This window comes from Bradyrhizobium sp. USDA 3650 (assembly GCF_054057395.1).
On sequence record NZ_JBSRZG010000001.1, the window covers coordinates 4,491,354 to 4,517,826 of the forward strand.

The following is a 26,473-nucleotide window of genomic DNA, read 5'->3' on the forward strand; positions in this document are numbered from 1 at the left end:
CCGGGCTACGGACTCCATCCGGGCTGTGCCAGGCCTTGTTTTCTTCTAATTGCGCCGCAATTGATGTATCCAGATAAGCCAATGCTGACGCTGCGACGGCACAACGCGCCTGGCCTTTCATTTGGAGATACTGAGATGTCGCTCGATTCGGACATCATCGTCGATCGCCGCAGGATCCGCCGCAAGCTGACGTTCTGGCGCGTATTGGCCGCGCTGATCGCGGTCGCGGCGATCGCAGGCTTCGCGCTGGTCGCGACGCCGGGTGCGCGCGGCACGTTCGCGTCCGCCGGCTCGATCGCGCGGGTCCAGATCGACGGCCTGATTCGCAGCGATTCCGATCGCACGCAGGCGCTCGAGCGGCTGGAGAATTCGCAGGCTGCCGCCGTCATCGTTCACGTCAATTCGCCGGGCGGCACCACCGCCGGCTCCGAGCAGCTCTATGATTCGCTTGTACGGCTGAAGGCAAAGAAGCCGCTCGTCGTGGTCGTCGAAGGCCTCGCCGCCTCCGGCGGCTACATCACCGCGATCGCGAGCGATCACATCATCGCCCAGCAGAGCTCGCTGGTCGGCTCGATCGGCGTGCTGTTCCAATTCCCGAACGTCTCGGAGCTGTTGAAGACCGTCGGCGTCAAGGTCGAGGAGGTAAAATCCACGCCGCTGAAGGCCGCGCCCAACGGTTTCGAGCCGACCAGCCCCGAGGCACGGGCGGCGCTCGATGCGCTGGTGAAGGATTCCTATGCCTGGTTCAAGGGATTGGTGAAGGAACGGCGTGGCATGGATGACACGCAGCTCGAGAAAGTGGTTGATGGCCGTGTCTTCACCGGACGCCAGGCCATCGATCTCAAGCTGATCGATCAGATCGGCGACGAGAAGACCGCGGTGACCTGGCTGGTCGAGCAGAAGGGCGTCAAGAAGGGGCTCTCCGTGCGCGATTACAAGCTGCAGCCGCGCTTCAGCGATCTGCCGTTCCTCAAGGCGGCGGCCGCAGTGACGCTGGAAGCACTGGGTTTAGGCTCGATTGCGCATCAAATCGCGCAAACCGGCGTCGTGCAGGCGGTCGATCGGCTCGGAATGGATGGGATGCTGGCTTTGTGGCAGCCGGCGGCGTCGAACTGACCGGAACCGGGCGAGCCCCAGAGGTTTTTCCCGTTCGGCGCGTGCAGGGCCAGCCCGCTTTTTCGGCATTTGTCACGTATTTTCACGACGCTCAACCTTCATTTAGCGTCTTGACAGATCACGGTATTTTCACGGAAATGGTCGTCCGCACGCTCCCGGGTCCTATCTCTCGATGATCAAATCCGAACTTGTTCAGCGTATCGCCGAGCACAACCCGCATCTGTACCAGCGGGATGTCGAGAACATTGTGAATGCGATTCTCGAAGAGATCGTAGCGGCTCTCGCGCGCGGTGATCGCGTCGAGTTGCGCGGCTTCGGTGCCTTCTCGGTCAAGCATCGCCCTGCACGCGCAGGGCGCAATCCGCGCACCGGCGCCCATGTGCCTGTCGATCAGAAGAGCGTTCCGTTCTTCAAGACCGGCAAGGAAATGCGCGAACGGCTGAATCGCGACCACCCGGATCCAGGCGCGCCAGACTGAGGTCCACCTCAGGGTTTCCCGCGGTCGCCATTGATGCGGCCGCAAGCTTGATTCAAGGCGAGCGAGCCGAGATGCGAAAATTCCTGACCGCGCTGGTCGTAATTCCGCTGGGCCTGATCCTGATGGTCTTTGCCGTCGCCAACCGGCATTTCGTCACGGTCTCGTTCGATCCCTTTGTTGCCAACGACCCGTCATTCTCGGTCACGCTGCCGCTGTTCCTGCTCCTGATCGTGGTGGCTGCGCTTGGGGTCCTCACGGGCGGTTGTGCCGTCTGGTTGGGCCAGCGGCACTGGCGGCGTGCGGCGCGCCGGCATGACGCGGATGCCCGGGCCGCGCGAGGCGAGCTGGCTGATCTGCGGGCCCAGGCGGCCGCAGCAAGGCCTGAGTCCCAGCGCCTCCCCGTTCCCTCCGGGGTGGGGCTTTACGGGCCCGTCGGGCGAGACAAGCAGCGCGCGACGTTGTAGAAGCGGCCGCAACCGAAAAGCCTGTTTTCCGGCCGCGGACCTGCGGCCTCCCTGTGCTTTGAGCCCATCCGTCGAGAACATGTCCTTGCTCGTCAAAATCTGCGGCCTGTCCACGCCCGAGACGCTCGAAACGGCGCTCGAGGCGGGTGCCGACATGGTGGGCTTCGTGTTCTTCCCGCCGTCGCCGCGGCATTTATCGCTGGAGGCCGGCCGGGAGCTCGGACGGCAGGTGAAGCGGCGCGCGCTCAAGGTCGCCCTCACCGTCGATGCCGACGCCGCCACGCTCGACAACATCATGGACGCGCTGTCGCCGGACATTTTCCAGCTTCATGGCACGGAGAGCGTAGCGCGGCTGCGCGACATCAGGCAGCGGTTCGGTCGCCCGGTGATGAAGGTCGTGCCGGTCGCGACCTCAGCCGATCTCGCCGTGCTGCCCGGTTACGCGGAGGTTGCCGAACGCATCCTGTTCGACGCGCGCGCACCGAAGGACGCAACGCGGCCGGGCGGCCTCGGTGCACCGTTCGATTGGCATCTGCTCGGAAACCTGGAGCTCGCGTTGCCGTATATGGTCTCGGGCGGCCTCAGCGCCGACAACGTTGCCGAGGCCGTTCGCGTCACCCGCGCCGGCGGTGTCGATGTCTCCTCCGGTGTCGAGAGCGCCCCGGGCGTGAAAGACCCCGAGATGATCAAGGCCTTCATTCGCGCCGCGCGCGCAAGCCAAGATGCAAGTCAAGAGTTGAGCGTCCGATGAATGTTGTAAAACCAAATTCCTATCGCAGCGGCCCCGACGAGCGCGGCCATTTCGGCATTTTCGGCGGACGCTTCGTTGCCGAAACCCTGATGCCGCTGATCCTCGATCTGGAGAAAGCCTACACCGAGGCCAAGGCCGACCCGGCCTTCCAGACCGAGATGAACGGCTATCTCAAGAATTATGTCGGCCGGCCCTCGCCGCTCTATTTCGCCGAGCGTCTGACCGAGCATCTCGGCGGCGCGAAAATCTACCTCAAGCGCGAAGAGCTCAACCACACCGGCTCGCACAAGGTGAACAACGTGCTCGGCCAGATCATGCTGGCGCGACGCATGGGCAAGAAGCGCATCATCGCCGAGACCGGCGCCGGCCAGCACGGTGTTGCCACCGCGACGCTGTGCGCGCGCTTCGGCCTGGAATGCATCGTCTATATGGGCGCCGTCGACGTCGAGCGGCAGCAGCCCAACGTCATCCGCATGGAGATGCTGGGCGCGACGGTGATTCCGGTGCAGTCGGGCACGCGCACGCTGAAGGACGCCATGAACGAGGCGCTGCGCGACTGGGTCACCAACGTGCACAAAACGTTCTACTGCATCGGCACGGTCGCGGGTCCGCATCCCTATCCGACGCTGGTGCGCGACTTCCAGTCGATCATCGGCAACGAGACCAAGGCGCAGATGCAGGAGATCGAAGGCCGCCTGCCGGACTCGCTGGTCGCCTGTATCGGCGGCGGCTCCAACGCGATGGGCCTGTTTCATCCGTTCCTCGACGATTCCACGGTCGAGATCTTCGGCGTCGAAGCTGCGGGCCATGGGCTGACACAACTGCATGCGGCGTCGATCGCCGGCGGCCGTCCCGGCGTGCTGCACGGCAACCGCACTTATCTGCTGATGGATGCGGACGGCCAGATCCAGGACGCGCATTCGATCTCCGCGGGGCTCGATTATCCCGGCATCGGCCCCGAGCACTCCTGGCTGCACGAGATCGGCCGCGTGAACTATCTCTCCGCGACCGACGACGAGGCCCTCGCAGCGTTCCAGTTGCTGTCAAAGCTGGAAGGTATCATCCCCGCGCTCGAGCCGGCACATGCCATCGCCAAGGTGATGGAGCTCGCGCCGAAGCGGACGAAGGATCACCTGATGGTCGTCAACCTCTCCGGCCGCGGCGACAAGGACGTCCCGCAGGTCGGCGACATCCTGAGGGGCAAGAGCAAGTGACCACGCGTATCGACAACCGTTTCGCCGAGCTGAAAAAACAGGGCCGCGCGGCCTTCGTTACCTATGTGATGGCCGGCGATCCCGATCCGGCGACGTCGCTCGAGATCGTCAAGGCGCTCTCGAAATCAGGCGCGGACGTCATCGAACTCGGCATTCCCTTCACCGATCCGATGGCGGACGGTCCGTCGATCCAGGCCGCCGGGCTCCGCGCGCTCAAGGTCGGCATGACACTGAAGAAGACGCTCGATCTGGTGCGCGGCTTCCGCAAGGACGACGACGTCACGCCGCTGGTGCTGATGGGCTATTACAATCCGATCTACATTTACGGCGTCGACAAGTTTTTGGCTGATGCCAAGACGGCCGGCGTTGACGGTCTGATTATCGTCGATTTGCCGCCAGAGGAAGACGAGGAGCTCTGCATTCCCGCGCTGAAGGCGGGCTTGAACTTCATTCGCCTCGCGACCCCGACCACGGACGACAAGCGCCTGCCCGCGGTGCTCGCGAACACATCAGGCTTTGTCTATTACGTCTCTATCGCCGGCATCACCGGTGCGGCAGCGGCGGATGCGAACGCCGTCGGTGAAGCTGTCGCGCGCATCAAGCGGCATACCAAGCTGCCGATCTGCGTTGGTTTTGGCATCCGCACACCGGAGGCGGCACGCGCCATTGCCGAGAAGGCCGATGGTTCGGTAGTCGGCACCGCGCTGGTCGACGCCCTCAAGAACAGCCTCGATGCGGACGGGCGCGCCACCGGCAAAACCGTCAACGCCGTCGCCGAGCTGACGGCGGCCCTGGCCCAGGGCGTCAAAGGCGCGCAACAGGCGGCGGAATAGGCCTTAATTCCGCTGCCAAGTCCGACGAGCAAGTCCGACGAGCAAGGCGGACGATACGGCGGCTTGCCGGGCCGGGTCCCGGCCGCCATATATCCCTTCAGGCGGTCCCCAGGCGGGATCGCACATCGGAGCAAACCATGAACTGGCTTACCAATGTGGTCCGGCCGAAGATCCGCAACATGCTGCGGCGGGAGACGCCGGAGAATCTGTGGATCAAGTGCCCGGATTCCGGACAGCTCGTGTTCTACAAGGACGTCGAGGCCAACCAGTTCGTCATCCCCGGCTCGAACTATCATATGCGCATGAATGCGGTGGCGCGTCTGAAGTCGATTTTCGACAACGAGACCTGGTACGACGTCGCGCTGCCCGACGTCACGCCCGATCCGCTCAAGTTCCGTGACGAGAAGAAGTACGTCGATCGCATTAAGGATGCGCGCGCACGAACCAACCTCAACGATGCGATCAAGGTCGGCTACGGCAAGCTCGAAGGTGCCGCCGTCGTTGTCGCCGTGCAGGATTTCGACTTCATGGGCGGCTCGCTCGGCATGGCCGCGGGCGAAGCCATCGTGCGCGGGCTCGAACTCGCGGTCGAGAAGAAGTCGCCCTTCATCGTGTTCGCCGCCAGTGGTGGCGCGCGGATGCAGGAAGGCATCCTGTCGCTGATGCAGATGCCGCGCACCACGGTCGCGGTGCAGATGCTGCGTGAAGCAAAACAGCCCTACATCGTCGTGCTGACCAACCCGACCACCGGCGGCGTCACCGCGTCCTATGCGATGCTCGGCGACGTGCAGATCGCCGAGCCGGGTGCGCTGATCGGCTTTGCCGGCGCGCGCGTGATCGAGCAGACCATTCGCGAAAAACTCCCCGAGGGGTTTCAGCGCGCCGAATACCTCAAGGAGCACGGCATGGTCGACATGGTCGTGCATCGCCACGAATTGCGCCCGACCCTGGCGCGGCTCTGCCGACTGTTGACCAGGGCGCCGGCGCTCGAGACCGCCTCGAAACCGGTGCAGCCGGTCGTGAGCCCGGCGCAGATCGTATCGGCTCCCGAAACGGCGCCGGCCGCGCCGCACGCGTGAACGCTTCCTCCGACAGCACAAAGCCGCCGCTCGGCGAATTGATCGGGCGGCTGTCGGCCCTGCATCAGAAACGCATCGATCTCGGGCTGGAGCGGATGCACCGCCTGCTCGAGCGGCTCGGTCATCCCGAGCGCAAGCTGCCGCCGGTGATCCACATCGCCGGTACGAACGGCAAGGGCTCGACGCTCGCTTATCTGCGCGCGACGCTGGAGGCCGCCGGCCTGCGCGTCCACGCCTACACATCGCCCTATCTCGTTCGCATCAACGAATGTTTCCGGCTCGGCCGCGTCGGGGGCGGCGTGCTCGTCAGCGACGACGAGTTGCGCGCGGCGCTGGAACAGGTCGAGCGTGTCAATGCCGGCGAGCCGGCCACCGTGTTCGAGCTCAAGACGGCGGCGGCGTTTCATCTGTTCGCGCAAAACCCGGCCGATGTGGTTCTGCTGGAGGTTGGCCTTGGCGGCCGGCTTGATTCAACCAACGTGGTCGATGCGCCAGCAGCCTGCGTGATCACGCCTGTCAGCATGGACCACATGGATTTCCTGGGCGACACCTTGACGTCGATCGCGGGCGAAAAGGCCGCGATCATCAAGCGTGGCGTGCCCGTGGTGTGCGCCGAGCAGCCGGGTGAGGCGATGGCCGTGATCGAGGCGCATGCCAAGCGCATGCGCGCACCGTTGTTTGCCGCTGGCGAGAGCTGGCACGTCAATGTCGAGCACGGGCGGCTGGTTTATTCCGACGAGCGCGGCTTGATGGATCTCACGGCGCCGCGCCTGTTCGGCCGCCACCAGTTCGACAATGCCGGCCTCGCCATCGCGACGCTGCGGGCCACCAACGCCTTCAAGATCAACCAGGCGGCATTCGAGGCCGGGATCGTCGGTGCGGAATGGCCGGCGCGGATGCAGCGCATTGCGTCTGGAGAGCTGCTCGCTTGGGGGCCGCAGGGCTCGGAGATCTGGCTCGACGGCGGCCACAATGCGGAAGGCGGCCGCGTTGCGGCGGCCGCGCTTGGCGATCTCGAAGAGCGGGTGTCGCGGCCGCTGGTCGTGATCGCGGGCATGATGGCCAACAAGGACGCGCGGGGTTTTCTCGCCAATTTCGCCGGTCTGACCCGCCATATCATCGCGGTGCCGATTCCCGACACCGACAACGCCATGCCGGTCGACCGCCTCACGGACGCCGCCCGCAGCCTCGGCATGCGCGTCGAGCCCGCGCCCGGCGTCGAGGCCGCACTGCGCGCCTTGGCGAAACTCGCCTACGAAGTGCCGCCGCGCATCCTGATCACCGGCTCGCTCTATCTCGCCGGCCACGTGCTCGCCATCAACGGCACGCCTCCTGCATAGAGGTTGCGTAGCCCGGATGGAGCGAAGCGCAATCCGGGCCCGAACCAAAAGCGACAAAGGCCCCGGATTACGCTTCGCTCCATCCGGGCTACAGGAATCTCCATGCGTTTTGCAGCGATTGCCGACGTCCACGGAAACTACCTCGCGCTGGAAGCTGTGTTCGCCGACATCCGCGCGCAGGGCGTCTCGGACATCGTCAATCTCGGCGATATGCTCAGCGGCCCGCTCGATGCGCGCCGGACCATCGAGATCCTGATGAAGCTCGACGCCGTACACGTGCTCGGCAATCACGACCGCTACCTGCTCGATCGTCCGCCGGAGAAGATGGGCTCGTGGGATCGCCCGGCCCATGCCGCGCTCGATGCCGCGCAACTCGACTGGCTGCGCGCGCAGCCGATGACGCGCGTCTTTCGCGAGCAGGTTTTCATGTGTCATGCGACGCCCGACAATGACGAAGTCTATTGGCTCGAAACCGTGCATCCGGACGGCGCGGTGGCGCTGTCGCCGCTCGATCGCATCGAGCAGTTTGCGCAAGGCATCGCGCAATCGCTGATCCTGTGCGCCCACACCCATCTCGCCCGTGCGGTGCGACTTCGCGATGGAAGGCTGATCGTCAATCCCGGCAGCGTCGGCGGCCCGGGCTTTCGTGACAAGCATCCATTCCCGCATGTCGTCGAGGCCGGCACGCCGCACGCGCGCTATGCGATTCTCGAGCTAACCGATGGTGCCTGGCAGGTCACGTTCCGCCATGTCGTCTACGATCACGAGACGATGGCTGCGCTCGCTCGCCGCAACGGCCAGCCGGAGTTGGCGAACGCGCTGGCGACGGGATGGATCGGATAGTGGTCGGTTCGTAGCCCGGATGGAGCGCAGCGTAATCCGGGAATCGCACCACAAATGACGACCGCCCCGGATTACGCTGCGCTCCATCCGGGCTACCGGCTACGGTTGTTTCAACAGCTTCATCGGATCGGCCACCTTCTGCTTCAACTGCTCGAAGCTGCATTGCCGCGGCGCCTTGTCGGGGCGCCAGCGCAGGATCGAGGTGCCGTGGCGAAAGCGCTCGCCGCTGAAATGGTCGTAGCAGACCTCGATCACGAGCTTCGGCTTGAGCGGACACCACCTCGCCGAGCGCTCGGTGGACCAGCGGCTCGGCCCGCCCGGCGCGTTGCCGGTGAAGCCCGGCTCGCCGATCAGCGCTTCCAGTCGATCGGTCAGATCAGGCTTCTCCGTCGCCTTGATCGCCGAAGTGAAGCCGACATGGTGCAGGAGACCTTCGTCATCATACAGTCCGAGCAGCAGCGACCCCACCACCTTCCGGCCGGCGATCTTGTTGGTGGCATAGCGGAAGCCGCCGACCACGCAATCGGCGCTGCGGAATTTCTTGATCTTCTGCATGCCGTCGCGATTTCCCGCCTGGTAGGGCAGGTCGATGCGCTTGGCGATGACGCCGTCCGAGCCGCCGCCGGATTGCGCCAGCCATTTTTTCGCGATGGCGTAGCTCGTGGTCGCCGGTGAGAGGCGGAAGAGGCTGCCTGTCAGATTGGCTTTGGCAAACGCTTCCAGCGCCGGCCGTCGTTCGCTCAGCGGCTGCTCGGCAAGCTGTTTCTCCCTGGTCGTCGCAAGCAGATCGAAGGCGAGATACAGCGCTGGCGTTTCCTGCGAGAGCTTCTTCACACGGCTCGCCGCCGGGTGAATCCGTTGCAGCAGCGCGTCGAAGGAAAAGCCTTTGCCGTGCGGTACGACGATCTCGCCGTCCAACGTGAAGCGATCCGCCTTCAGCTTTAGCGCCGCGGCGACGATCTCGGGGAAATAACGCGCGAGGTCCTCGCCGGATTTCGAGCGCAGATCAATGCTGCCGCCAGCGCGCGACAGCAGGCAGCGGAAGCCATCCCATTTCGGCTCGTATTGCCACTCCTTGCCGCGCGGGATCGCGTCGACCGAGCGCGCCTCCATCGCCACGAGGGGAGCCGACTTTCGCGCGCGTCTTGCAGGGGGAGGCACAGGCAGGGACTCGTCTTACGCTGGAACTGTCCCATCAACGCAAAACGGCCGGCTTTCGCCGGCCGCTTCCAAAAATATTCTTGTGCGAGGCGGATCAGACCGCGGAGGTGATCCACTGCTGCAGCTTCGCCTTCGGTGCCGCGCCGACCTGGCGGGAGGCCATCTCGCCGCCCTTGAAGATCATCAGGGTCGGGATCGACATCACGCCGTATTTCGACGCGGTCTTCGGGCTCTCGTCGACGTTGAGCTTCACGATCTTGACCTTGTCGCCCATCGCGCCGGCGATCTCGTCGAGCGCAGGTGCGATCATGCGGCAGGGGCCGCACCATTCGGCCCAGAAATCGACGACCACGGGGCCGTTTGCCTTGAGCACTTCGGCTTCGAAATCGGTGTCAGAAACCTTACCAACGGCCATGGGAGTACCTCGTACCTGAGAGAAGGGCGCGACGGGAATCGCGCCCGAGATCATGGCGTCAACCTATGAATGGCTCCTTGCCGGGTCAAGGACGCTCACACCGAGATGAAGAGATGCCAGCGCCGCGTCCAGCGCGGGAGCCGAAATCTCCATATATTCAAGGGCCTCAGTCCAGAGCAGGACGGCGCGGACCGGCTTTTGGGGATAAAGCTTCGAAAGCACCGCCCGGTACAGCGCCAGCTGCCGGACATAGGCGGCGGGCGCCGCGGCGGCGCTTTTGGGAGCCGCCTGATTGGTCTTGAAATCGACGATCAGGACCTCATCCCGCCGAACGACCAGCCGGTCGATCTGGCCTGACACCAGCGCTGGGGAGCGGCCCTGCCGCTCCAGCCGGCCGACGATCGCGACCTCCGCCCGGCTGCCGGCGGCAAACACCGGCGCAAACCGCGGCTCGGCGATCAAGGCGAGCACCTTGTCGGCCAGCGCGGCGCGGTCAGCCTCCGCCCAGTCCGCGGCATTGCGTGCCATGAAGCCGAGCGCGGCCTCGCGCCGGCGCTCAGTGGCGATGTCGGGGAGCGATTGCAGCAGCCGGTGCACCAGCGTGCCGCGTTGCAGCGCGAGCGCGCGGGACTGCACTGATTCGCCCGACAGCACGGCGCGGCCTTCCCCGGACGCTTGGCCGGAGGGGCGCACCGGATCGTCGTCGATGGTCTCGCGCGGTGCCGGCGTCCGCAGCCAGTCCGGGAGCGCGGTCGTCTGGTCCAACGAGGTCGCAGGCGTGCCCAGCGCCACGACATCCTCCGGTCGGGAGAAGCGCGTCACCTTTCCGAGCGGCGTCTCGATTGTCTCTTTCGCCAGGCCCGAGCCGGCGAGGCCGGTGTCGACCAGATCGTACCAGCTCAGCTTGCGGACCGTCTTCATGTTGCCGGGCATGCAGCCGCCGATGATGAGCCGGTCGGCGGCGCGCGTCATCGCGACGTAGAGCAGGCGGCGATATTCGTCCTCGGTCTCCTCGAGCATCGCCTTGCGGGCGTCGGCGACAGGCTTGGGATCGTCCGCCTTGCGTCCGGCCCAGACAACCACCTCGCCGCCATTGCCGCGCGGGACATGGATCAGCCGCAGCCGCTGCGAATCCGCGGGCGACGATGTGGTGTCGACCATGAACACGACCGAGGCCTCCAGGCCCTTGGCGCCGTGCACGGTCATCACCCGCACCTCGTCGCGCGAGATCTCCATGTCGCGCTTCACCTCGGTGTCGGCCGAGCGCAGCCAAGCCATGAAACCCTGCAGCGACGCAGGCGCCTTGCGCTCGTAATTCAGCGCCAGCTCCAGGAACTCGTCGAGCGCGTCATTGGCCTCATGACCGAGCCGGCGCAGCATGCGCGCGCGTCCGCCGTCGCCCCCGAGCAGCCAGGCATAGAAGGCGAACGGCGTCTCCTCGCGCGCGCGGATTTCGCAGGCTTCCAGGCGCCGCAACACCGCCGCGAACTTCTCAGCTGTAGCCGCATGCTCGCCAAGCGCGCGGCGCAGCGATCCCTTGCGGTCATGGGCCAGCTGGAACAGATCGTCGTCATCGAGCCCGAACAGCGGGCTCTTCAGCGCCACCGCGAGCGCGAGATCGTCCTGCGGCAGCAGCAGCGCGTCCGCAAGGTTCATCAGGTCGATGATTCCGATGTGCTCGGTGAGCTTGAGCCGATCGGCGCCGGCGACCGGAACATTGGCGTGCTTCAGCGCCTGGATCACCGCGTCGAACGCATTGCCGCGCCGGCGCACCAGGATCAGCATATCGCCATAGCGCAGGGGACGGCGTTCGCCTTCGTGCCCGGTCAGCGTGCCGCTCTCGACCAGCCGCTTGATCTCGGTCTGGATCCGGCGCGCGAGCTTCACCTCGGGGCTGGTGGCGGCGACGCCGTCGAACGGCGCGCGCCACCCCTCGATCTCCTGCCTGTCGTCGGCTTCCGCAAGGTCCCACAGCTCGATCACGCTGGGACCTGCATCGCCGAGTGCATTGTGCAGGGGATGGCCGGTCTCGATCGAATGGATGCTCTTGTAGATCGCGGGCTCGCGGAAGACGTGGTCCACGGAATGGAGGATCGCGGCGCCGGAGCGGAACGAATAGGTGAAGGCGACCGGATCGAATTTCAGCCCGGCAGCGGTGAACTTGCGGTGCAGCTCGCGCCGGCGCGCGTCGAATTCTCGGGGCTGAGCACCTTGAAAGGAGAAAATCGACTGCTTCTCGTCGCCGACAGCGAAGACGGTGCGGTTCAGCCCCTCGCGCGCGCCTTCGCCGGCGGTGAATTCCGAGATGATATGCGCGACGATGTCCCATTGCCGCGGGCTGGTGTCCTGGGCTTCGTCGATCAGCACGTGATCGACGCCGCGGTCGAGCTTGTAATGCACCCAACCTGAAGAGACGCGATCGAGCATCGCCAGCGTCCTGTCGATGAGGTCGTCATAGTCGAGAAGCCCGCGCTCCTGCTTCTCGCGGCGGTAGTTTGCGGCAGCCGCGGTCGCGATATGCAGCAGGGCTGCGGTGCGATCGCGCATGGTCACCGCACGGCGCTTCTCGACCAACCCACTGACGCGCTGCGCCTCGTTCTCGAACAGGCGGGCGACGGACGGGTTGTGATCGCAAAACTTCTTGGTCAGTACCGCCTTGCGCGGCAGCTTTTCGTCGGTCAGGAAAACGCTGAGATAGGCATCGACCTGCGCGGCGCCGGAAAAGACCTTTGCCTCGCGGAGCCGGCAGGCCTGGTCGTTGTCGGACTTGCTGCCGTCCTCCAGTGCAAAAGCGATGTCGTCCCAGCGCGATCGCGGCAGGAACGGACCGTCGACAATCTCCGTCTCGACGTCCTCGATCCGGTCGCTCGCGTCCACGCCCAGCGCGGCTGCCATCTGCGCGGTAGCCAGCTCCGCGCTGCCGGCTTCGTCGGTCCAGGCCATGAAATGATCGCGGCTCAGGCAGGCCTCGCGCACCACTTCCTTGAAGGTCACGTCGGCCGCGCTCGCCATCGCGGTCAGCAGCGCGCGGCCGGTGATGCTTTCGGGGTCGCGCGCGGCCTCCAGCAGCACCTTCAGATTGGCGCGTTCCATCATGTCGGTCTGGTCGCGCTCGTCGATCACGGCGAAGCGCGCGGGAACGTTGGCCTCGAACGGGAACTGTTGGAGAAGGCGGGTGCACAGCGCGTGGATGGTCTGCACCTTGAGCCCGCCGGGCGTCTCCAGCGCACAGGCGAACAGCTTTCGTGCGTCGCGCCGCAATTTTGCAGTGGGGTGCGGGATGCCGACCGCGCGGATCGCCGCATCGAGTGCGGTGTTGTCGAGGGTCACCCAATGCCCGAGCGTGGTGAACACGCGCTCGGCCATATTGGCGGCAGCCGCTTTGGTGAAGGTGATGCAGAGAATCTTTTCCGGCGGCACGCCCGAGAGCAGCAGGCGGATCACGCGCTGCACCAGCACATGCGTCTTGCCAGAGCCGGCATTGGCCGACACGAAAGCCGACGCGGTCGGATCCGATGCCCGCGCCTGTCGCGCGCGCACCTCATCCGGGATGGGGCGCGGTGCCTTCACCATTCCTCGATCCCCAATCCACCGGCCGCGGACCATTCCTTGATCCGGGCAAGATCGTCATAGGCGCCGTAGCGGTTGGTCCACATCGGCAGGTTTAACGAGGTGTAGGGCTGGTTCTCGTCCTCGAAGGCGCGGATCAGCGCCTCGAGCTTGGCCCGTGCTTCGGCAGCCGCGGTGTCCGGCGGCTGCGGCTCGTCGCCTTGCCTATACTTAAGCTCGAGAACGCGCTCCTCGCCCGGCGGATTGTTCCCGCTCAGGCGAACATAGACGAGCTGGCTCACGGACGCGCCGGCATCGATGTCGCGAAAACCGCCCTCGCGCAGGATTGCGGCTTCCAGTGTGAGCTGCGGCGACAGGCCCATGCGGACCTGCTTGCCGGTCGGCGGCTGGCCGGTCTTGTAGTCGAGGATGACGTAGCCGCCGCCCTGGCGCCGTTCGATGCGGTCGGCGCGGGCGGAGAGACGGAAGCTGCGCCCATGGTCGAGCGGGATCGAAATCTCGCCGCGAGTTTCCGCGGCGATCGCCTCGATCGCGTCGCGCCGCGCCGTCTCCCATTCGCCGAACCAGCGCGCGATGCGCTGGAAGCGCGGCCACCACAGCGCCCGCGCCTCGGGTCGCTCCATCAGCGGCGCGAAGTATTTTTCGCCGATCGCGCGCAGCACGCGCGCGGGATCATCGGGCAGATTCGTGGCGTAGCGCTCCGTGAACTCCCCGAGCGCATCATGGATCGCCGAGCCGCGGTCGGCGGCCGACAGCGGCATGTCGACGGGATCGAGCGCGTCGAGCCGCAAAATGTGTTTTGCGTAGATCGTATAGGGATCGCGCAGCCAGTCCTCGATCCCAGTCACAGACATCCTGAGCGGCCGGGTCGCGCGTGGCGGTCGCGGCTCGGGCTGCTTGATCGGCCTCACCTCGTCGGGCTGGTCCAGCGCGGCTGCGAACTGCGCGTATGTCTCGCCCGCGCGAATCGCGGCCTTCCAGTGCGCATCGCCCGCGACGGCCTCCAACCGGTGCAGGAAGCGCGAGGCGACCGCAGGGGCACCGCCTGCCTTGGCGGAGTGGGTGAGGATGACCTCGTCGCCGCCGAGCAATTGCGCAAAATCGTGCGCGGAGAGGCCGATACGGCGTTCCGGCAGATCGAGGCCCAGCTGGTGCCGCATCGGCCGGCTCAGCCACGGATCGACGCGCGGCGCCGGCGGCCAGACCCCCTCGATCAGCCCGCCGACGATGATTCGGTCGGCCTGCATAAGGCGTGATTCCAGCGGGCCGTAAATCTGCAGCCGCGCGCCCGGCCTGTCCCGCCGCCGCACCGCGCGATCGCTGAACGCGGTCTGGAACACATCTGCGTAGTCGGGCAGCGTGACCATCAATCCGCTGGTGGTGCCGCCGCGCAGGAGATCGTCGAAGGCGCTCGCGAGCGCAAGGCCTTCGCGCTCCTCGAACGCCAGCGGGATGCCCTGCTCGTCGCGCGACAGCTCGATCATGATCTCGCGATGCCGATGCGCGAGCTCGGCGAAGTCATACGGCTTTGATGAAGCAAGACTCTCGATCGGCGCCAAGGCTTGTCGCAAGCCATCGATCAGCACCTGAATGCGATCGAGATCTTCCGCTTTGAGACGTGCGCGCGGCTCGGCCTTGTGCAGCGCGGAGACCTCGCTGCGCCACAGCTTTGCCAGCTCCTCGCGAAAGCGATTGAATTCGCGCAGCAGGCCGGCGGTGCCCGCGGGCGGGCGCGTGCCGCGCAACAAAGCGAGCTCCAGGCCTTCGATCGCCACTTTCCATGCGCCGGGCGCCCGGCCGAGCCGACACAGCGGATGCTTCAGCATCGCCAGCAGCGTCGGCGGCTCCAATCCCTTGGTCGCGGCCTCCGCTGTCAGCCGCGCAAAGACGCCGGCGGACGTTTCCATCAGGACGTCGCCGCCGGAATCATCGAATGCGAGATCCCATCGGCTCAGCGCGGCCATCACCCGCCGCGCCAGCGCGCGATCGGGCGTGACAAGCGCCGCGGATTTGTCGAGATGCCGCGCCTCGCGCATCGCGATCGCGATCGCGAGCGCTTCCATTTCAGGGTTGGGGGCTTCGACAACCGCGAGGTTCTTCATGCCGCCGGTGATCTTTAAGGCCACATCCGGCTGCTTCAGCCGGTCGTGCCAGATCTCGGTTTTGGCCGACGGCCGCATCGATTCGGACGCCAGCAGATCGCGGCCGCCTTCCGCCGGTGGCTGGAGAATCTCGACGTCGCTGCGCTTGATGCCAAACCGATCCAGCAGCGCGTGCATGGCATATTGCGGATGGTTCGAGACCGGATGCTCCGCGAACTTGCCGAGCGAGTCGCGGACGCCGCCGATGCTGCGCCAGGCATCGTCGTCGAGATCGGTGTCGAGGCCGGGCAGCACCACGGCGCCATGCGGTAGCGAGGCGACTGCGTGGAGAAATCTTGCCGTGGCCGGCATCGAACCGGTCGAGCCGGCCGCGATCACGGGGCCATGGGGATGCGCGGTCAGCCGCCTGGCTTCGGCATCGATCAGAAGGTCGCGGCGGGCAGCGGGCTCGATGCGTTTGATCTCGGCGAGATGACCGGGCCAGGCGATGCGCGCGATGCGCAAGAATTCAAGCGAGTGCTGCCAATAGCGATCGAGCATATCGGGCACGAGGCCGTCGAGCGCGCTCCAGTCGACGCCGCGCGTGACCATGTCGTCGATCAGCCGCGCGAGATCGGACGCCAGTGCCAGTGTCGAGGCGGGGCCGCCGACGACCAGCGGAGACAGCACCGGGCCCTTGGCCCAGGCGGCGACGAGCTGCGCCAGCGTCAGCCGCCGTTCGAGCTCGCCGAGCCGCGGCGGAATGTCGAGCGGCGTTGCGCCCGAAAACTGTTCGCCCTCATCGGCGAAAGCGAGCTCATCCTCGTCGATGTCGCCGAGCGCGACGATGCGCGGCAGCACGACAGCGTCTGCCTTCATCTCATCGAGGAAGATCTCGCGGACGACGCGCATGGCGCGTCGTGTCGGCAGGTACAGCGTGGCGTCCGCCAGCCGCGCCGGCTCCTTGCGCGCCTCAAAGCCGTCGACCAGCCGACCGTCGAGCAGGCTTGCGACGACGGTGCGCAGGAACGGAACTGAGACGGGAACGCTGAAAACGCGCATGAGCTGCCTGATTCGGGAATCAGGCGCCAATATAGGGAGGCGGACTCAAATGGATATGGGTGGAGGGGAGATAGTCCCCGCTGTTCGCGCCACCTGGACCGGTGTCATCATCCGCGAAGGCGGATGATCCAGTATTCCAGAGACGGTGGAGATTCAGCCGAGAAGCCGCGGCGTACTGGATGCCCCGCCCCCCGTGCGCAATTGCGCACTAGGCGGGGCACGACGCTGCGGCCCTACGCCACGCTCTCCAGAAACGCCTCTTCCGCCGCATGCACGGCATCAGGCGTGCCGACATGCATCCAGACGCCGTCGAGGCGAAGGCCGAACAGCCGCTCCTGCTCGTTGGCACGGTCGAACATCTTGGTCAGCGAGAACTCGCCCGTCGGGGCATCGGCGAAGATCGACGGCGACAGGATCGCAGCGCCGGCATACACGAACGGAACGACCTCTTTTTCCTTGCGCTTGCGCAGGGCGCCGTCAGCCAGCATGCCGTAATCGCCGCGGCCGCTATAGCCGATGCTGGTCGCCGTCGGCGCCATCAGCAGCAAAATGTCCATGCGCTCAGGATCGAAGTTTTCGGCGAGCCGCGTCAGGTTGGAGCGCACGCCGTCGATCCACAGCGTGTCGGAATTGACGTGAAAAAACGGTGCGTCCCCGAGCAGCGGCAGTGCCTTGACCACGCCGCCGCCGGTGCCGAGCACCTGATCGCGCTCGTCCGAGATGGTCACGCGCGGATGCTGGCGCGATGCGGTGTGATCGATGATCTGGTCCGGCAGGTAGTGCACGTTGACCACCGCCTCGCTTACGCCGGCTTGGCTGAGCTTGTCGAGCACGTGGTCGAGCAGCGGCTGGCCCGCCACCGGAACCATCGGCTTCGGCATCTTGTCCGTCAACGGACGCATGCGCAGGCCGAACCCTGCGGCGAGCACCATGGCTTTGGTCGGTTTGACGGACATCCTTCGCTTTCTCAGACCTACTGATTTCGCGTTCGCAGCAATCCTAACACGAGGTTCGACTGGCCGCACCGCGTCTTAACCGCCTTAACCACCTGCCGTGACGCTTGTACGACGGGTGTTGCCGTTACGCCCCGATGGATGTGGAACGCGCTTTTTTCTTCTTGTCGCCGAGCTTGAGAAAGTTGACGCCGATCTGGTCGCCATTGACCCAGGCGAGCTCGCAGCGCCGATACGCCAGTCCGGTGGACGACAGCAGCAGAAAAAACTCCTTCAGATGCAAGCCTTCGACCGAGCCGTCGATGGTCAGCTTGGCGCCGCTGTCGGAGACGTCCTCCATGGTGCACTCGCGCCGCCAGGTACCGTCGATACCCATCATCTGGGCCGCGATCCCGCGCTCGAAAACAACCCGGCTGTTGCCGCGCTGGTCCGTCTTCACCGCCATCTGCCCTGCTCCAGCCCCGTAATCATCCCGGCTGCTCGCCGCCAGATTACCGGTGTCTTGGCTAACAGCCGGTAAATCGGGCCCCGAATCAGCCTTTTCAGCCCGTAATAGCCTTTCAGCCTTGGGCCGGCCTTTGGGGTGGCGGGACGTTGGCGAGATACCAGTCGCGCAGAGAGCTAAGCGCGGGATGCGCCAGGGAGCGCTGGAGATAGGTCCAGATCCGCGGCTGGTGACGCAGATAATGCGGCTTGCCGTCGCGGCGGTTGAGGCGGGCGAAGGTGCCGAGCAGACGCGTGTTCCGCTGCGCCGACATGATGGCGTAGAGCTCGGCGAAGCCGGCCGCGTCGAAGCTCGCGGCGCTGGCGCGGCGTGCCTTGATGTAGCGCGACAGCAGCGTCAGTTCGATCGCCTCGGGCACGTCGATGCGGGCGTCCTGGAGCAGCGACACCACGTCGTAGGATTGCGGCCCCAGCACGGTGTCCTGGAAATCGATCACGCCGACGCGCTCGATGCCGGTGCGATTCTCGAGCCAGATCAGGTTTGGCGAGTGATAGTCGCGGATGATCCAGGTCTTCGGTGAGGCCTGCGGTTTCTTCAGCAGCTCGCGCCACATCGCGAAAAATTCGGCGCGCTTCTCGTCGTCCAGCGGGGCATTGCGATCGGGCAGGTACCATTCCGGCATCAAGCCGATTTCAATCAGCAGCGCTTCGGCATCGAAGACGGGAATAGTGTAGGTCTGGCCCCCGAGCGGCAACGTTTCCGGCAGCGTCTTGCCGTGCAGCACGGCCAGCAAATCGACCGCGGCTTCGTAGCGTTCGGCGATCGGGCGCGGCGGATCGCCCTCGATCACGCCTTCGCTGCCGAAGTCTTCGCTGATCAGGAATCCATGCTCGAGGTCGCAATGATGGATCGCGGGCGCGGAGATTCCTTGCGCGCGCAGGCCCTCGTCGATGGCGACGAAGGGTTTGATGTTTTCGGCGAGATGCACCGCGGCGCTGTAGGATTTTCCGTTGTACATGGCAGCACCATCCGGGCGCTGCGGAGAATTCATGAGGATGACGATCTGGTCGTCGCGCAGCAGCCGCGCATAGGAGCGGGTGGAGGCGTCGCCCGCCATGCGTTTGCGCGTTGCCTCCATGTAGCCGGATGCATCGAGGAATTCGCGCAGCGCCTGCAGCCGCGCGACGATGGCGACGGCCTTGCCATGGCCGGTGATGTCGGCGGCGCGTGCATTCGAGCCCAGTGCCGGCCGGTGCGTCAGCGCGATGTCGATGCGATCTTGAGGCATCGCCGACGGTGCGCGCTCCGGCCATTCGATCAGGACGAGGGTTGCTTCCGGCAACGGCGACAGCCCGATCTCTTCGAGCTCGCTCTCGTCCTCGACGCGGTAGAGGTCGGCATGCATCACCGGGAATGGCGGCAGCTCGTAGCCCTGCACCAGCGTGAAGGTCGGGCTCGGCACTTCCAGTGCATCGTCGCCGGCGAGGTAGCGGATCATGGCCCGCGCCGCCGCGGTCTTGCCGGCCCCGAGATCGCCGGTGAGCGTGATGACATCGCCGGGGCCGACCAGCAGCGCGAGGTCGGCCATCAGTTGCGCGGTGGCCGTCTCGTTGTGGAGCGCGACGGAGAATGTGGTTGACGCAGTCATTCGGCGGCGTCGCGATGCGCCGCCTGGTCGGTCGGGAAGTCACAGATCACGACCGTGCCCCTGCCCACGATCGAATCGACCCGGATATTGCCGCCATGCAGCTCGACGAAGGAGCGCACCAGCGACAGGCCGAGCCCGGCGCCGCGGTGACGCGAGCCTTGCGAGCGGCTTTCGAACCAGTTGAACACCTTGTCCTTCATGTCGGCAGGTATTCCAGGCCCGGAATCTGTCACGGTAAAGACCACACTGCGTTCGGTGCGGCGGGCGCTGATGCCGACGGTGGAATCCGGGGGAGAAAACCCGACGGCGTTGGCCAGGAGGTTATAGAGCACCTGCACCACGCGCTTCTCGTCGCCGGTGAAGCTGCCGACATCGGGCGCGATCTCGACCTTGAGGCGGATGCGGTCGGTGGCGAGCCGGTCCTGGAGACCTTCGGCGGCGAGCTCGATGGTCTTGCTGACGTCGACCGGGCCGAGTTCCAGCTTCATGGCGCCGGCGTCGATGGTGGCGAGATCCAGGATGTTATTGGTTAGCGCCAGCAGCGCATTGGTCGATTTGGTGACGTAGTCGAGATATTCGGCCTGTTTCGGCGTCAGCGGCCCGGTCGAGGGATCGCTGAGGAAATGCGCGAAGCCGATGATGGTGGTGAGCGGCGAGCGCAGCTCGTAGGAGACGTGGTGGACGAAATCCACCTTCATCTGGTCGGCCGCCTCCAGCGCCTCGTTGCGCTCGCGCAGCGCGCGCTCGACATTCTCGGTGTCGGTGATGTCCTGGAACGTCAGCATCGTGGCGCCGTCGTGCAGGGGCCGGATCATGCCGTCGAGAACGCTGCCGTCCTTGCGCTCCAGCTTCAGCGGAATGTCGGCGCGGCTCTCGATCGAGGTGACGGCCTCGCGGATCTGTCGCCAGACGATCGCGTCGTCGAACAGCTGATGGCACCAGCCCTCGACCGTCTGGATGTGCGGCTCGTCGCGCATGGCGTCAACGGACAGCTTCCACATCCGGACGAAGGCCGGGTTGAACAGCTGCGCCTTGCCGTTGCTGCCGAACACCGCGACGCCCTCGGCGAGGCTGTCCAGCGTCTCGCGCTGGACGCGGATCATGCCGTCGAAGCGGCGGGCAAGCTCGAGGCTCTCGGTGACGTCGTCGAACAGATAGGTGACGCCGCCTTCGGGGTTCGGCGTGGTGACGACGGAGAGCGCGCGGCCGTCGGGCAGGTACCAGGTGTCCTTGGCAGCCTCGACCGCGCGATAGGCCTCGTGCAGCTTGGCCTTCCAGGCGCGGAAGTCCGGCTGCTCCGGCAATTTGCGCGCGGCGCGGAGCTTGTCGAGCACGCTGGAATCATCGGGGTTGGCGTCGAGAAAGGTGCGGTCGAAGTCCCACAGCTGGCGGTAGGAATCATTGTAGAAGGCGAGCCGGCGCTGGCCGTCGAACACGGCAACGCCGGAGGAGAGCTGGTCGAGCGTGCGGCGATGCGCCTCCGCCATCCGCACCAGCGCCGAGCTCAACGCATCCGCCTCGCTGGCATCGATGGCAACGCCGACATTGCCGCCGCCGACATTGACGGCGCGCACGTCATAGATGCGCCGCTCACCGCCGATCACGATCGGCAGGCGCGAGGTGAAATTGGCCGCTTCCTTCAGCCCCCGCTCCATCGCGCTCCGGTCGGCGCTGTCGAGCAGCTCGAGCTTGCGCTCCTGGGCGTCGGTGATGCTGGCCGCCTCGGTCGCCCGGACATAGGCGGGGTTGGCGTAAGCCAGCGCGCCGTTCTCGCCCTTGGCCCAGATCGGCCAGGGTGCGGCGGTCGCGAAGCCGCGCAGCATCTCCGTCTCGTCGGAGAGGGCCTTGTAACGCAGATTGGTCTCGGCCAGATCGCGGCGGAGCCCTGAGAGTTCGCGAATCCTGACGATGGCCTGGCCGCCGATGGCGCGGCCGATCGCCTCGAGCGTGTGGCCATGCGCGGTGGTGAGCGTCAGCTGGAACCCGTCGCCGCGGTCGCGCAGCGCATCGACGGCGTGATCCATCCGGAGCGCCGGTTCCGGCGGCAACCAGGTTCCAAACGCCAGCACGCGCTGTGGAGAGGAGTCGCGCGGCAGCACCATGGAGGTGTCACCGGAGATCTGTGCGCGATTGTCGCCGGCCGGCCAGGAGATCAGGATCTGCGGCTCGGCGAACAGCAGTGCGCCGAACCGGTCGGCCTGGAGCTGGAGTTCCCCGATCCGTGCGCGCAGCCGCGCCTCGTTCTTCGCCGTGCGCACGCGCGTGCGCATCAGGAGGATCGCGGCCACCACCGAGAAGCCGAGCAAGGCCAGCGCGGTGGCCAGCACCGCGAGCTCCTGCCGGTTGAAATCCAGCAACGATGAGAGTGTGTCGACGAGGTCGGCGGCTTCAGCCGGCGCAGCCGGCAGCAGCGCTGCGAGAGCGCTTCCCAACAAGCCGTTGCGCACGAGCGATGTGCACGACAGCAGCGTCCGACGCATCGACACGATCACGCCTGACATAGTTGCCCCAAGATCGCACGAATTTGCGCGCGGCGACCCCCGTCGCGCGCGAATCAAACGACAATACCCTCACCGTGACTCCACCGGTAAGAGTCCAGATCGTGAACGCAAAGGCGGTCCCAAAAAAATGCGGGGCGCGGTGTTCCGATTCACGTAGTTCCTCGGTGATTCGGCCGGATGTGCCGCGCCTAGCGACCGGTCGAGCCGAATCCGCCGGCGCCGCGGTCGGTCGCGGACAGGGTCGCCACGGGAACCAGCGCGGCCTGCACCATTGGCGCGATCACCATCTGCGCGATGCGCTCGCCGCGCTTGACCACGAAGGCGGCCTGGCCGTGATTGATCAGGATCACCTTGATCTCGCCGCGATAGTCCGCGTCGATCGTGCCTGGCGAGTTCAGCACGGTGACGCCGTGCTTGGCCGCAAGCCCAGAACGCGGCCGCACTTGGGCCTCGTACCCGGGCGGCAACGCGATCGCGAGGCCCGTCGGCACCAGCGCGTATTGGCCGGGCGCGAGCGTCAACGGCTCGTTCTCGGCCACCGCCGCCATCAGGTCGAGACCGGCGGCATCATTGGTCTGATAGGCCGGCAGCGGCAGCCCCTCCGCATGGGGCAGGCGTTGCAGTTCGACCGTGACTTTGGTGCTCAAGATGCGGGCTCCGGGGCTTTGTCGTTCAAGGATTTGCCGGTCACGCTCCTTGCGATATGCGCGACCAATTCAATGGCGACCTGTTCCTTGGTCATCGCCGGCCAGGAATCAACGGCAATCTCGCCATCCTTCTCATCGTTCTTCTCACCGCTCTTGCGACTGATGAGGTGCACGGTGTTGCGGTCCCCGCCCATGACGCCGGTTGCGGGGGAGACGTCGTTGGCGACAATCCAGTCGCAGCCCTTGCGGGCAAGCTTCGACTTGGCGTTGTCGATGAGGTGCTCGGTCTCGGCGGCAAAGCCGATCACCAGCGGCGGACGCGTGTCGGTCAGTTTCGAGATCGTCGCCAGGATGTCGGGGTTCTCGACCAGCTGGAGCGGCGGCATGCCGGCCGAGGTCTTCTTCAGCTTCTGCTCGCCTTCATTGGCGACCCGCCAGTCGGCGACGGCGGCGGCAAAGATCGCGATGTCGGCGGGAAGCGCGGCCTGCACCTGCTCCAGCATCTGTCGTGCCGATTCCACATGCTTGACCGTTACGCCGGGGGGATCACGAAGCTCGACCGGGCCGCTGACCAGGATCACCTCGGCGCCTGCAGCCTGTGCGGCGGCGGCGATCGCAAAGCCCTGCTTGCCGGAGGACCGGTTGGCGATGTAGCGCACCGGATCGATCGGCTCGTGGGTCGGCCCCGCTGTGATCAGCACGCGCTTGCCGGCGAGGGGGCGCGGCACTGGCGGCCGCAGCAGGCGCTCGGCGGCGGTCGCAATTTCGATCGCCTCGGACATGCGGCCGATCCCGGCTTCACCTGCTTCCGCCATCTCGCCGGAATTCGGCCCGATCAGCATCACGCCGTCGCGTTGAAGCTGCGCGACGTTGCGCCGTGTCGCCGCGTTGTTCCACATCAGCGGATTCATCGCCGGCGCGAGCAGGACCTTGCGGTTGGTCGCGAGCAGGATGGCGCTGGCGAGATCGTCGGCATGGCCATTGGCGATCTTGGCCATCAAATCCGCGGTCGCGGGCGCCACCACGATCAGGTCGCACTCGCGCGCGAGGCGGATATGACCGGCGTCGAACTCGCTCTGGGGATCGAACAGGTCGGTGTAGACGCGCTCATGCGAGAGTGCGCTTACGGCCAGCGGCGTGACGAATTGCTGTGCCGCCTTGGTCAGCACGCAACGCACCTCGATCCGCCGCTCCTTGAGCCTTCGGATCAGGTCGAGCGATTTGTAGGCCGCAATCCCGCCGCCGATGATCAGGGTGACGCTGGCTTCTGGAACGGCGCCGGTGCGTTGGGGCAGCGGGGTGGCCGAGGCCGCAGGCGGCGCCGTGAATGGCGTCAGGGGCTCCTCACGGCCCTCGATCAGCTCCCCGAGGATGACCCGGACCTCTTCCTCGACCGACCTGCGGTTCTTGGCCGAGCGCAGGCGGAGGAAGGTTTTGACGTTCTCGTCGAGCTTGCGGATGGTCAGACTTGCCACGGCACTCTCCGGCGCGGAATGATAGCGATGCTATCATTCGCATGATTGCACTGCAATCAAAGATTCCGGACGGCGATCAGGATGCCGATGAAGGTCGCGGCGATGATCCAGAGCGCCACGGTGCGCCAACGGTTCTTGCGGCCCTCGCTGCGGCCCATCGCCGCGATGCTCTCCGGCGACAGCCGGATGCCCTCCCGGGTCATGGTCTCCAGCTGTTCGAGCACCGCAACCGAGCGCGCGGCGATATCAGGCAGACGCATCAGGATCCGCGCGAGATCACCTGTGCCGGAGATCGCGCCTTGGACCCGGCCGATCGGGCCGAGATTGCGCTCGATCCATTCCCGCACCACGGGGTCGGCGACCTTCCAGATGTCGAGCTTGGGATCGAAGCCGCGTGCCACGCCCTCGACCACCACCATGGTCTTCTGCAGCAGGATCAGCTCGGGCCGCGTGGTCATGTCGAACAGGCCGGTGACCTCGAGCAGCAGCGTCAGCAGCCGCGCCATCGAGATCTCTTCCGCCGTGCGGTTGTGAATGGGCTCGCCGATGGCACGGATCGCTTGCGCGAAGTTCTCGACCGAGTGATGCGCGGGCACATAGCCCGCCTCGAAATGCACTTCGGCGACACGACGATAGTCGCGGGTGATGAAGCCGAGCAGGATTTCGGCGAGGAAGCGCCGCTCCTTCATGCCGAGCCGGCCCATGATGCCGAAATCAACCGCGACGAGGCGACCCGCGTCATCCAGGAACAGATTGCCCGGGTGCATGTCGGCGTGGAAGAAGCCGTCGCGCAGCGCGTGGCGCAGGAAGCTCTGAATCACCTTGCGGCCGAGATCGGGCAGGTCGACCTGCGACTCGGCCAGGCGCTTGTGATCGTTCAGCGCGATGCCGTCGATCCACTCCATCGTCAGCACGTTGTGCGTGGTACGGTCCCAGTCCACGGTCGGTACGCGGAAATCAGGATCGTCGCGCGTGTTCTCCGCCATCTCCGACAACGCCGCGGCCTCGAGGCGCAGGTCCATCTCCATCGCGACCGAGCGCGACATGGTGTTGATGACTTCGATCAGGCGCAGGCGCCGCGCTTCGGACGAATAGGATTCGGCCTTGTAGGCGACGAAGAAGAAGTCGGAGAGGTCGCGGCGGAAGCGAGCGGCCACGTTGGGTCGCAGCACTTTCACGGCGACCGCCTTGCGGATGCCGTCGCGCAGGACTTCGCCGCGATGCACCTGTGCGATCGAGGCGGCTGCGACCGGCGCACTGAGGCTCACGAACACATCGGTCAGCGGCCGTTCCAGCGACGTCGCGATCGCAGCCTCCGCTTCGGCTTGCGAGAACGGCGGCAAGCGGTCCTGCAGGCTTTCGAGGTCGCGCGCCATGATGACGCCGACGACGTCGGGACGCGTCGCCAGAAATTGTCCGAGCTTGAGATAGGCCGGGCCCATCCGGGTCAGCGCGCGCGACAGCCGCGGGCCCTGCTTCGGACCGCGCCGCTCGATGATGCGCGCAAGTTTCAGCGCGAGTTGTCCGTGCGGCGGTACCAAACTCGGATCGACGGCGCCGAACACGCCCTCGCGCGCGAATACGAACGCGGCGCGCATCAGGCGCGCACTATGGGTTATGGCAGAGATCACAAACGCCAGCCCGAATGCAGTGCGACGATGCCGCCGGACAATATCTGCCAGTTCACGCGGGCGAAGCCGGCGTTGCGGATCATGTCGGCGAAGGCGTTGGGTCTTGGAAACTTGCGGATCGACTCGACCAGATATTGGTAGGACTCGGCGTCACCCGTGATCATGCGGCCGAGCGGCGGGATCACCTTGAACGAGAACAGGTCATAAAGGCGATCGAGCCCGGGCATCTCGACGGTGGAGAATTCCAGACAGAGGAAGCGGCTGCCTGGCTTGAGCACGCGATAGGCCTCGGCCAGAGCGCGATCGATCCGCGGCACGTTGCGAATGCCAAAGGCGATCGTATATGCGTCGAAGCTGCGGTCGGCGAAAGCGAGCGCTTCGGCATTGCCCTCGACGAAATCGACCTGGGTCTCGAGATGCCGCTTTGCGGCACGTTCGCGGCCGACCTCCAGCATCCCGGAATTGATGTCGCAGACGGTGGCATGGAAACCCGCGCCTGCGGCCTTGGCGGCACGGAACGAGATGTCGCCGGTGCCGCCGGCAACGTCGAGCAGCGCGAACGGCCGGTCGCCTCTGGGCGGGTCGAGCGCGGTGATCATGATGTCCTTCCAGACCCGGTGCAGGCCACCGGACATCAAATCGTTCATCAAATCATAGCGCGACGCCACGCTGTGAAACACATCGTTCACCAGCGTCTGCTTGTCGCCCAGGGGAACGTCCCTGAAGCCAAAATGCGTGGTTTCGCCCGGCCGATCCATTACTCTAC

The 26,473-nt window shown here is 65.8% G+C and carries 21 protein-coding genes; 9 read left to right on the top strand and 12 right to left on the bottom strand.

Going from position 1 to position 26,473, the window contains the following annotated elements; all coding sequences use genetic code 11:
- Window positions 1–135: 135 nt before the first annotated feature.
- The 9 genes from sppA (at window position 136) to ACVIN2_RS21045 (ending at window position 8,118) form a co-directional block, all read left to right on the top strand.
- Window positions 136–1,116 (top strand): signal peptide peptidase SppA, encoded by a 981-nt coding sequence (gene sppA, locus ACVIN2_RS21005; protein ID WP_456766992.1) that lies wholly within the window; start codon window positions 136–138, stop codon window positions 1,114–1,116.
- 172 nt (window positions 1,117–1,288) lie between these two features.
- Entirely contained in the window at window positions 1,289–1,594 is a 306-nt protein-coding gene (locus ACVIN2_RS21010) for an integration host factor subunit beta (RefSeq protein ID WP_007598410.1), read from the top strand.
- Window positions 1,595–1,665: 71 nt separating this feature from the next.
- Entirely contained in the window at window positions 1,666–2,058 is a 393-nt protein-coding gene (locus ACVIN2_RS21015) for a lipopolysaccharide assembly protein LapA domain-containing protein (RefSeq protein ID WP_456766993.1), read from the top strand.
- Between the two features lie 79 nt (window positions 2,059–2,137).
- The gene (locus ACVIN2_RS21020) at window positions 2,138–2,809 is read left to right on the top strand and encodes a phosphoribosylanthranilate isomerase (RefSeq protein WP_456766994.1); all 672 of its coding nucleotides are present in this window, start codon (window positions 2,138–2,140) and stop codon (window positions 2,807–2,809) included.
- Window positions 2,806–4,023: a tryptophan synthase subunit beta gene (gene trpB, locus ACVIN2_RS21025; protein WP_456766995.1), complete on the top strand. Its 1,218-nt coding sequence runs from the start codon at window positions 2,806–2,808 to the stop codon at window positions 4,021–4,023. Before ACVIN2_RS21020 ends, trpB begins: the two co-directional genes overlap by 4 nt.
- Entirely contained in the window at window positions 4,020–4,856 is an 837-nt protein-coding gene (gene trpA / locus ACVIN2_RS21030) for a tryptophan synthase subunit alpha (protein ID WP_456766996.1), read from the top strand. The genes trpB and trpA overlap by 4 nt, the downstream gene beginning before the upstream one ends.
- Window positions 4,857–4,993: 137 nt before the next feature.
- Window positions 4,994–5,935 (top strand): acetyl-CoA carboxylase, carboxyltransferase subunit beta, encoded by a 942-nt coding sequence (gene accD / locus ACVIN2_RS21035; RefSeq protein ID WP_456766997.1) that lies wholly within the window; start codon window positions 4,994–4,996, stop codon window positions 5,933–5,935.
- Window positions 5,932–7,275 (top strand): bifunctional folylpolyglutamate synthase/dihydrofolate synthase, encoded by a 1,344-nt coding sequence (locus tag ACVIN2_RS21040; RefSeq protein WP_456766998.1) that lies wholly within the window; start codon window positions 5,932–5,934, stop codon window positions 7,273–7,275. Before accD ends, ACVIN2_RS21040 begins: the two co-directional genes overlap by 4 nt.
- Window positions 7,276–7,377: 102 nt before the next feature.
- Window positions 7,378–8,118, top strand: a complete 741-nt coding sequence (locus tag ACVIN2_RS21045) for a metallophosphoesterase family protein (RefSeq protein ID WP_456766999.1) — start codon at window positions 7,378–7,380, stop codon at window positions 8,116–8,118.
- A gap of 99 nt (window positions 8,119–8,217) precedes the next feature.
- On the opposite strand, the gene ACVIN2_RS21050 is transcribed toward ACVIN2_RS21045, so the two are convergent.
- The 12 genes from ACVIN2_RS21050 to ubiE all read right to left on the bottom strand — a co-directional run bounded on the left by ACVIN2_RS21050 (window position 8,218) and on the right by ubiE (window position 26,465).
- The gene (locus ACVIN2_RS21050; protein WP_456767000.1) at window positions 8,218–9,237 is read right to left on the bottom strand and encodes an ATP-dependent DNA ligase; all 1,020 of its coding nucleotides are present in this window, start codon (window positions 9,235–9,237) and stop codon (window positions 8,218–8,220) included.
- Between the two features lie 136 nt (window positions 9,238–9,373).
- Window positions 9,374–9,694 carry a thioredoxin gene (gene trxA / locus ACVIN2_RS21055; RefSeq protein WP_007598398.1) on the bottom strand — a complete coding sequence of 107 codons (321 nt, stop codon included), beginning with the start codon at window positions 9,692–9,694 and terminating at the stop codon, window positions 9,374–9,376.
- Between the two features lie 63 nt (window positions 9,695–9,757).
- Window positions 9,758–13,267, bottom strand: coding sequence for a double-strand break repair helicase AddA (addA, locus tag ACVIN2_RS21060; RefSeq protein ID WP_456767001.1), 3,510 nt, complete (start codon window positions 13,265–13,267; stop codon window positions 9,758–9,760).
- On the bottom strand, window positions 13,261–16,407 hold the full coding sequence (addB, locus tag ACVIN2_RS21065) for a double-strand break repair protein AddB (protein WP_456767002.1): 3,147 nt from the start codon (window positions 16,405–16,407) through the stop codon (window positions 13,261–13,263). The genes addA and addB overlap by 7 nt, the downstream gene beginning before the upstream one ends.
- Window positions 16,408–16,640: 233 nt before the next feature.
- Complete coding sequence (locus tag ACVIN2_RS21070; RefSeq protein WP_456767003.1) at window positions 16,641–17,363, bottom strand: nucleotidyltransferase family protein; 723 nt, start codon at window positions 17,361–17,363, stop codon at window positions 16,641–16,643.
- A gap of 124 nt (window positions 17,364–17,487) precedes the next feature.
- On the bottom strand, window positions 17,488–17,805 hold the full coding sequence (locus ACVIN2_RS21075; protein ID WP_456767004.1) for a PilZ domain-containing protein: 318 nt from the start codon (window positions 17,803–17,805) through the stop codon (window positions 17,488–17,490).
- A gap of 115 nt (window positions 17,806–17,920) precedes the next feature.
- Window positions 17,921–19,453 carry a tRNA (adenosine(37)-N6)-threonylcarbamoyltransferase complex ATPase subunit type 1 TsaE gene (gene tsaE / locus ACVIN2_RS21080; RefSeq protein WP_456767005.1) on the bottom strand — a complete coding sequence of 511 codons (1,533 nt, stop codon included), beginning with the start codon at window positions 19,451–19,453 and terminating at the stop codon, window positions 17,921–17,923.
- Window positions 19,450–21,954 carry an ATP-binding protein gene (locus ACVIN2_RS21085; RefSeq protein WP_456767006.1) on the bottom strand — a complete coding sequence of 835 codons (2,505 nt, stop codon included), beginning with the start codon at window positions 21,952–21,954 and terminating at the stop codon, window positions 19,450–19,452. Before ACVIN2_RS21085 ends, tsaE begins: the two co-directional genes overlap by 4 nt.
- Window positions 21,955–22,142: 188 nt before the next feature.
- Complete coding sequence (gene dut / locus ACVIN2_RS21090) at window positions 22,143–22,601, bottom strand: dUTP diphosphatase (RefSeq protein WP_456767007.1); 459 nt, start codon at window positions 22,599–22,601, stop codon at window positions 22,143–22,145.
- Window positions 22,598–24,076, bottom strand: a complete 1,479-nt coding sequence (gene coaBC / locus ACVIN2_RS21095) for a bifunctional phosphopantothenoylcysteine decarboxylase/phosphopantothenate--cysteine ligase CoaBC (protein WP_456767008.1) — start codon at window positions 24,074–24,076, stop codon at window positions 22,598–22,600. The genes dut and coaBC overlap by 4 nt, the downstream gene beginning before the upstream one ends.
- Window positions 24,077–24,132: 56 nt before the next feature.
- Window positions 24,133–25,707: a 2-polyprenylphenol 6-hydroxylase gene (ubiB, locus tag ACVIN2_RS21100; RefSeq protein WP_247817709.1), complete on the bottom strand. Its 1,575-nt coding sequence runs from the start codon at window positions 25,705–25,707 to the stop codon at window positions 24,133–24,135.
- Window positions 25,704–26,465, bottom strand: coding sequence for a bifunctional demethylmenaquinone methyltransferase/2-methoxy-6-polyprenyl-1,4-benzoquinol methylase UbiE (gene ubiE / locus ACVIN2_RS21105; protein WP_456767009.1), 762 nt, complete (start codon window positions 26,463–26,465; stop codon window positions 25,704–25,706). The genes ubiB and ubiE overlap by 4 nt, the downstream gene beginning before the upstream one ends.
- Window positions 26,466–26,473: the final 8 nt, after the last annotated feature.

What these genes read in the sequence shown, in the direction of transcription:
- sppA (WP_456766992.1), top strand. Translation starts at nt 136, where the DNA reads ATGTCGCTCGATTCGGACATCATCGTCGATCGCCGCAGGATCCGCCGC.
- ACVIN2_RS21010 (WP_007598410.1), top strand. Translation starts at nt 1,289, where the DNA reads ATGATCAAATCCGAACTTGTTCAGCGTATCGCCGAGCACAACCCGCAT.
- ACVIN2_RS21015 (WP_456766993.1), top strand. Translation starts at nt 1,666, where the DNA reads ATGCGAAAATTCCTGACCGCGCTGGTCGTAATTCCGCTGGGCCTGATC.
- ACVIN2_RS21020 (WP_456766994.1), top strand. Translation starts at nt 2,138, where the DNA reads ATGTCCTTGCTCGTCAAAATCTGCGGCCTGTCCACGCCCGAGACGCTC.
- trpB (WP_456766995.1), top strand. Translation starts at nt 2,806, where the DNA reads ATGAATGTTGTAAAACCAAATTCCTATCGCAGCGGCCCCGACGAGCGC.
- accD (WP_456766997.1), top strand. Translation starts at nt 4,994, where the DNA reads ATGAACTGGCTTACCAATGTGGTCCGGCCGAAGATCCGCAACATGCTG.
- ACVIN2_RS21045 (WP_456766999.1), top strand. Translation starts at nt 7,378, where the DNA reads ATGCGTTTTGCAGCGATTGCCGACGTCCACGGAAACTACCTCGCGCTG.
- trxA (WP_007598398.1), bottom strand. Translation starts at nt 9,694, where the DNA reads ATGGCCGTTGGTAAGGTTTCTGACACCGATTTCGAAGCCGAAGTGCTC.
- addA (WP_456767001.1), bottom strand. Translation starts at nt 13,267, where the DNA reads ATGGTGAAGGCACCGCGCCCCATCCCGGATGAGGTGCGCGCGCGACAG.
- addB (WP_456767002.1), bottom strand. Translation starts at nt 16,407, where the DNA reads ATGCGCGTTTTCAGCGTTCCCGTCTCAGTTCCGTTCCTGCGCACCGTC.
- ACVIN2_RS21070 (WP_456767003.1), bottom strand. Translation starts at nt 17,363, where the DNA reads ATGTCCGTCAAACCGACCAAAGCCATGGTGCTCGCCGCAGGGTTCGGC.
- ACVIN2_RS21075 (WP_456767004.1), bottom strand. Translation starts at nt 17,805, where the DNA reads ATGGCGGTGAAGACGGACCAGCGCGGCAACAGCCGGGTTGTTTTCGAG.
- tsaE (WP_456767005.1), bottom strand. Translation starts at nt 19,453, where the DNA reads ATGACTGCGTCAACCACATTCTCCGTCGCGCTCCACAACGAGACGGCC.
- ACVIN2_RS21085 (WP_456767006.1), bottom strand. Translation starts at nt 21,954, where the DNA reads ATGTCAGGCGTGATCGTGTCGATGCGTCGGACGCTGCTGTCGTGCACA.
- ubiE (WP_456767009.1), bottom strand. Translation starts at nt 26,465, where the DNA reads ATGGATCGGCCGGGCGAAACCACGCATTTTGGCTTCAGGGACGTTCCC.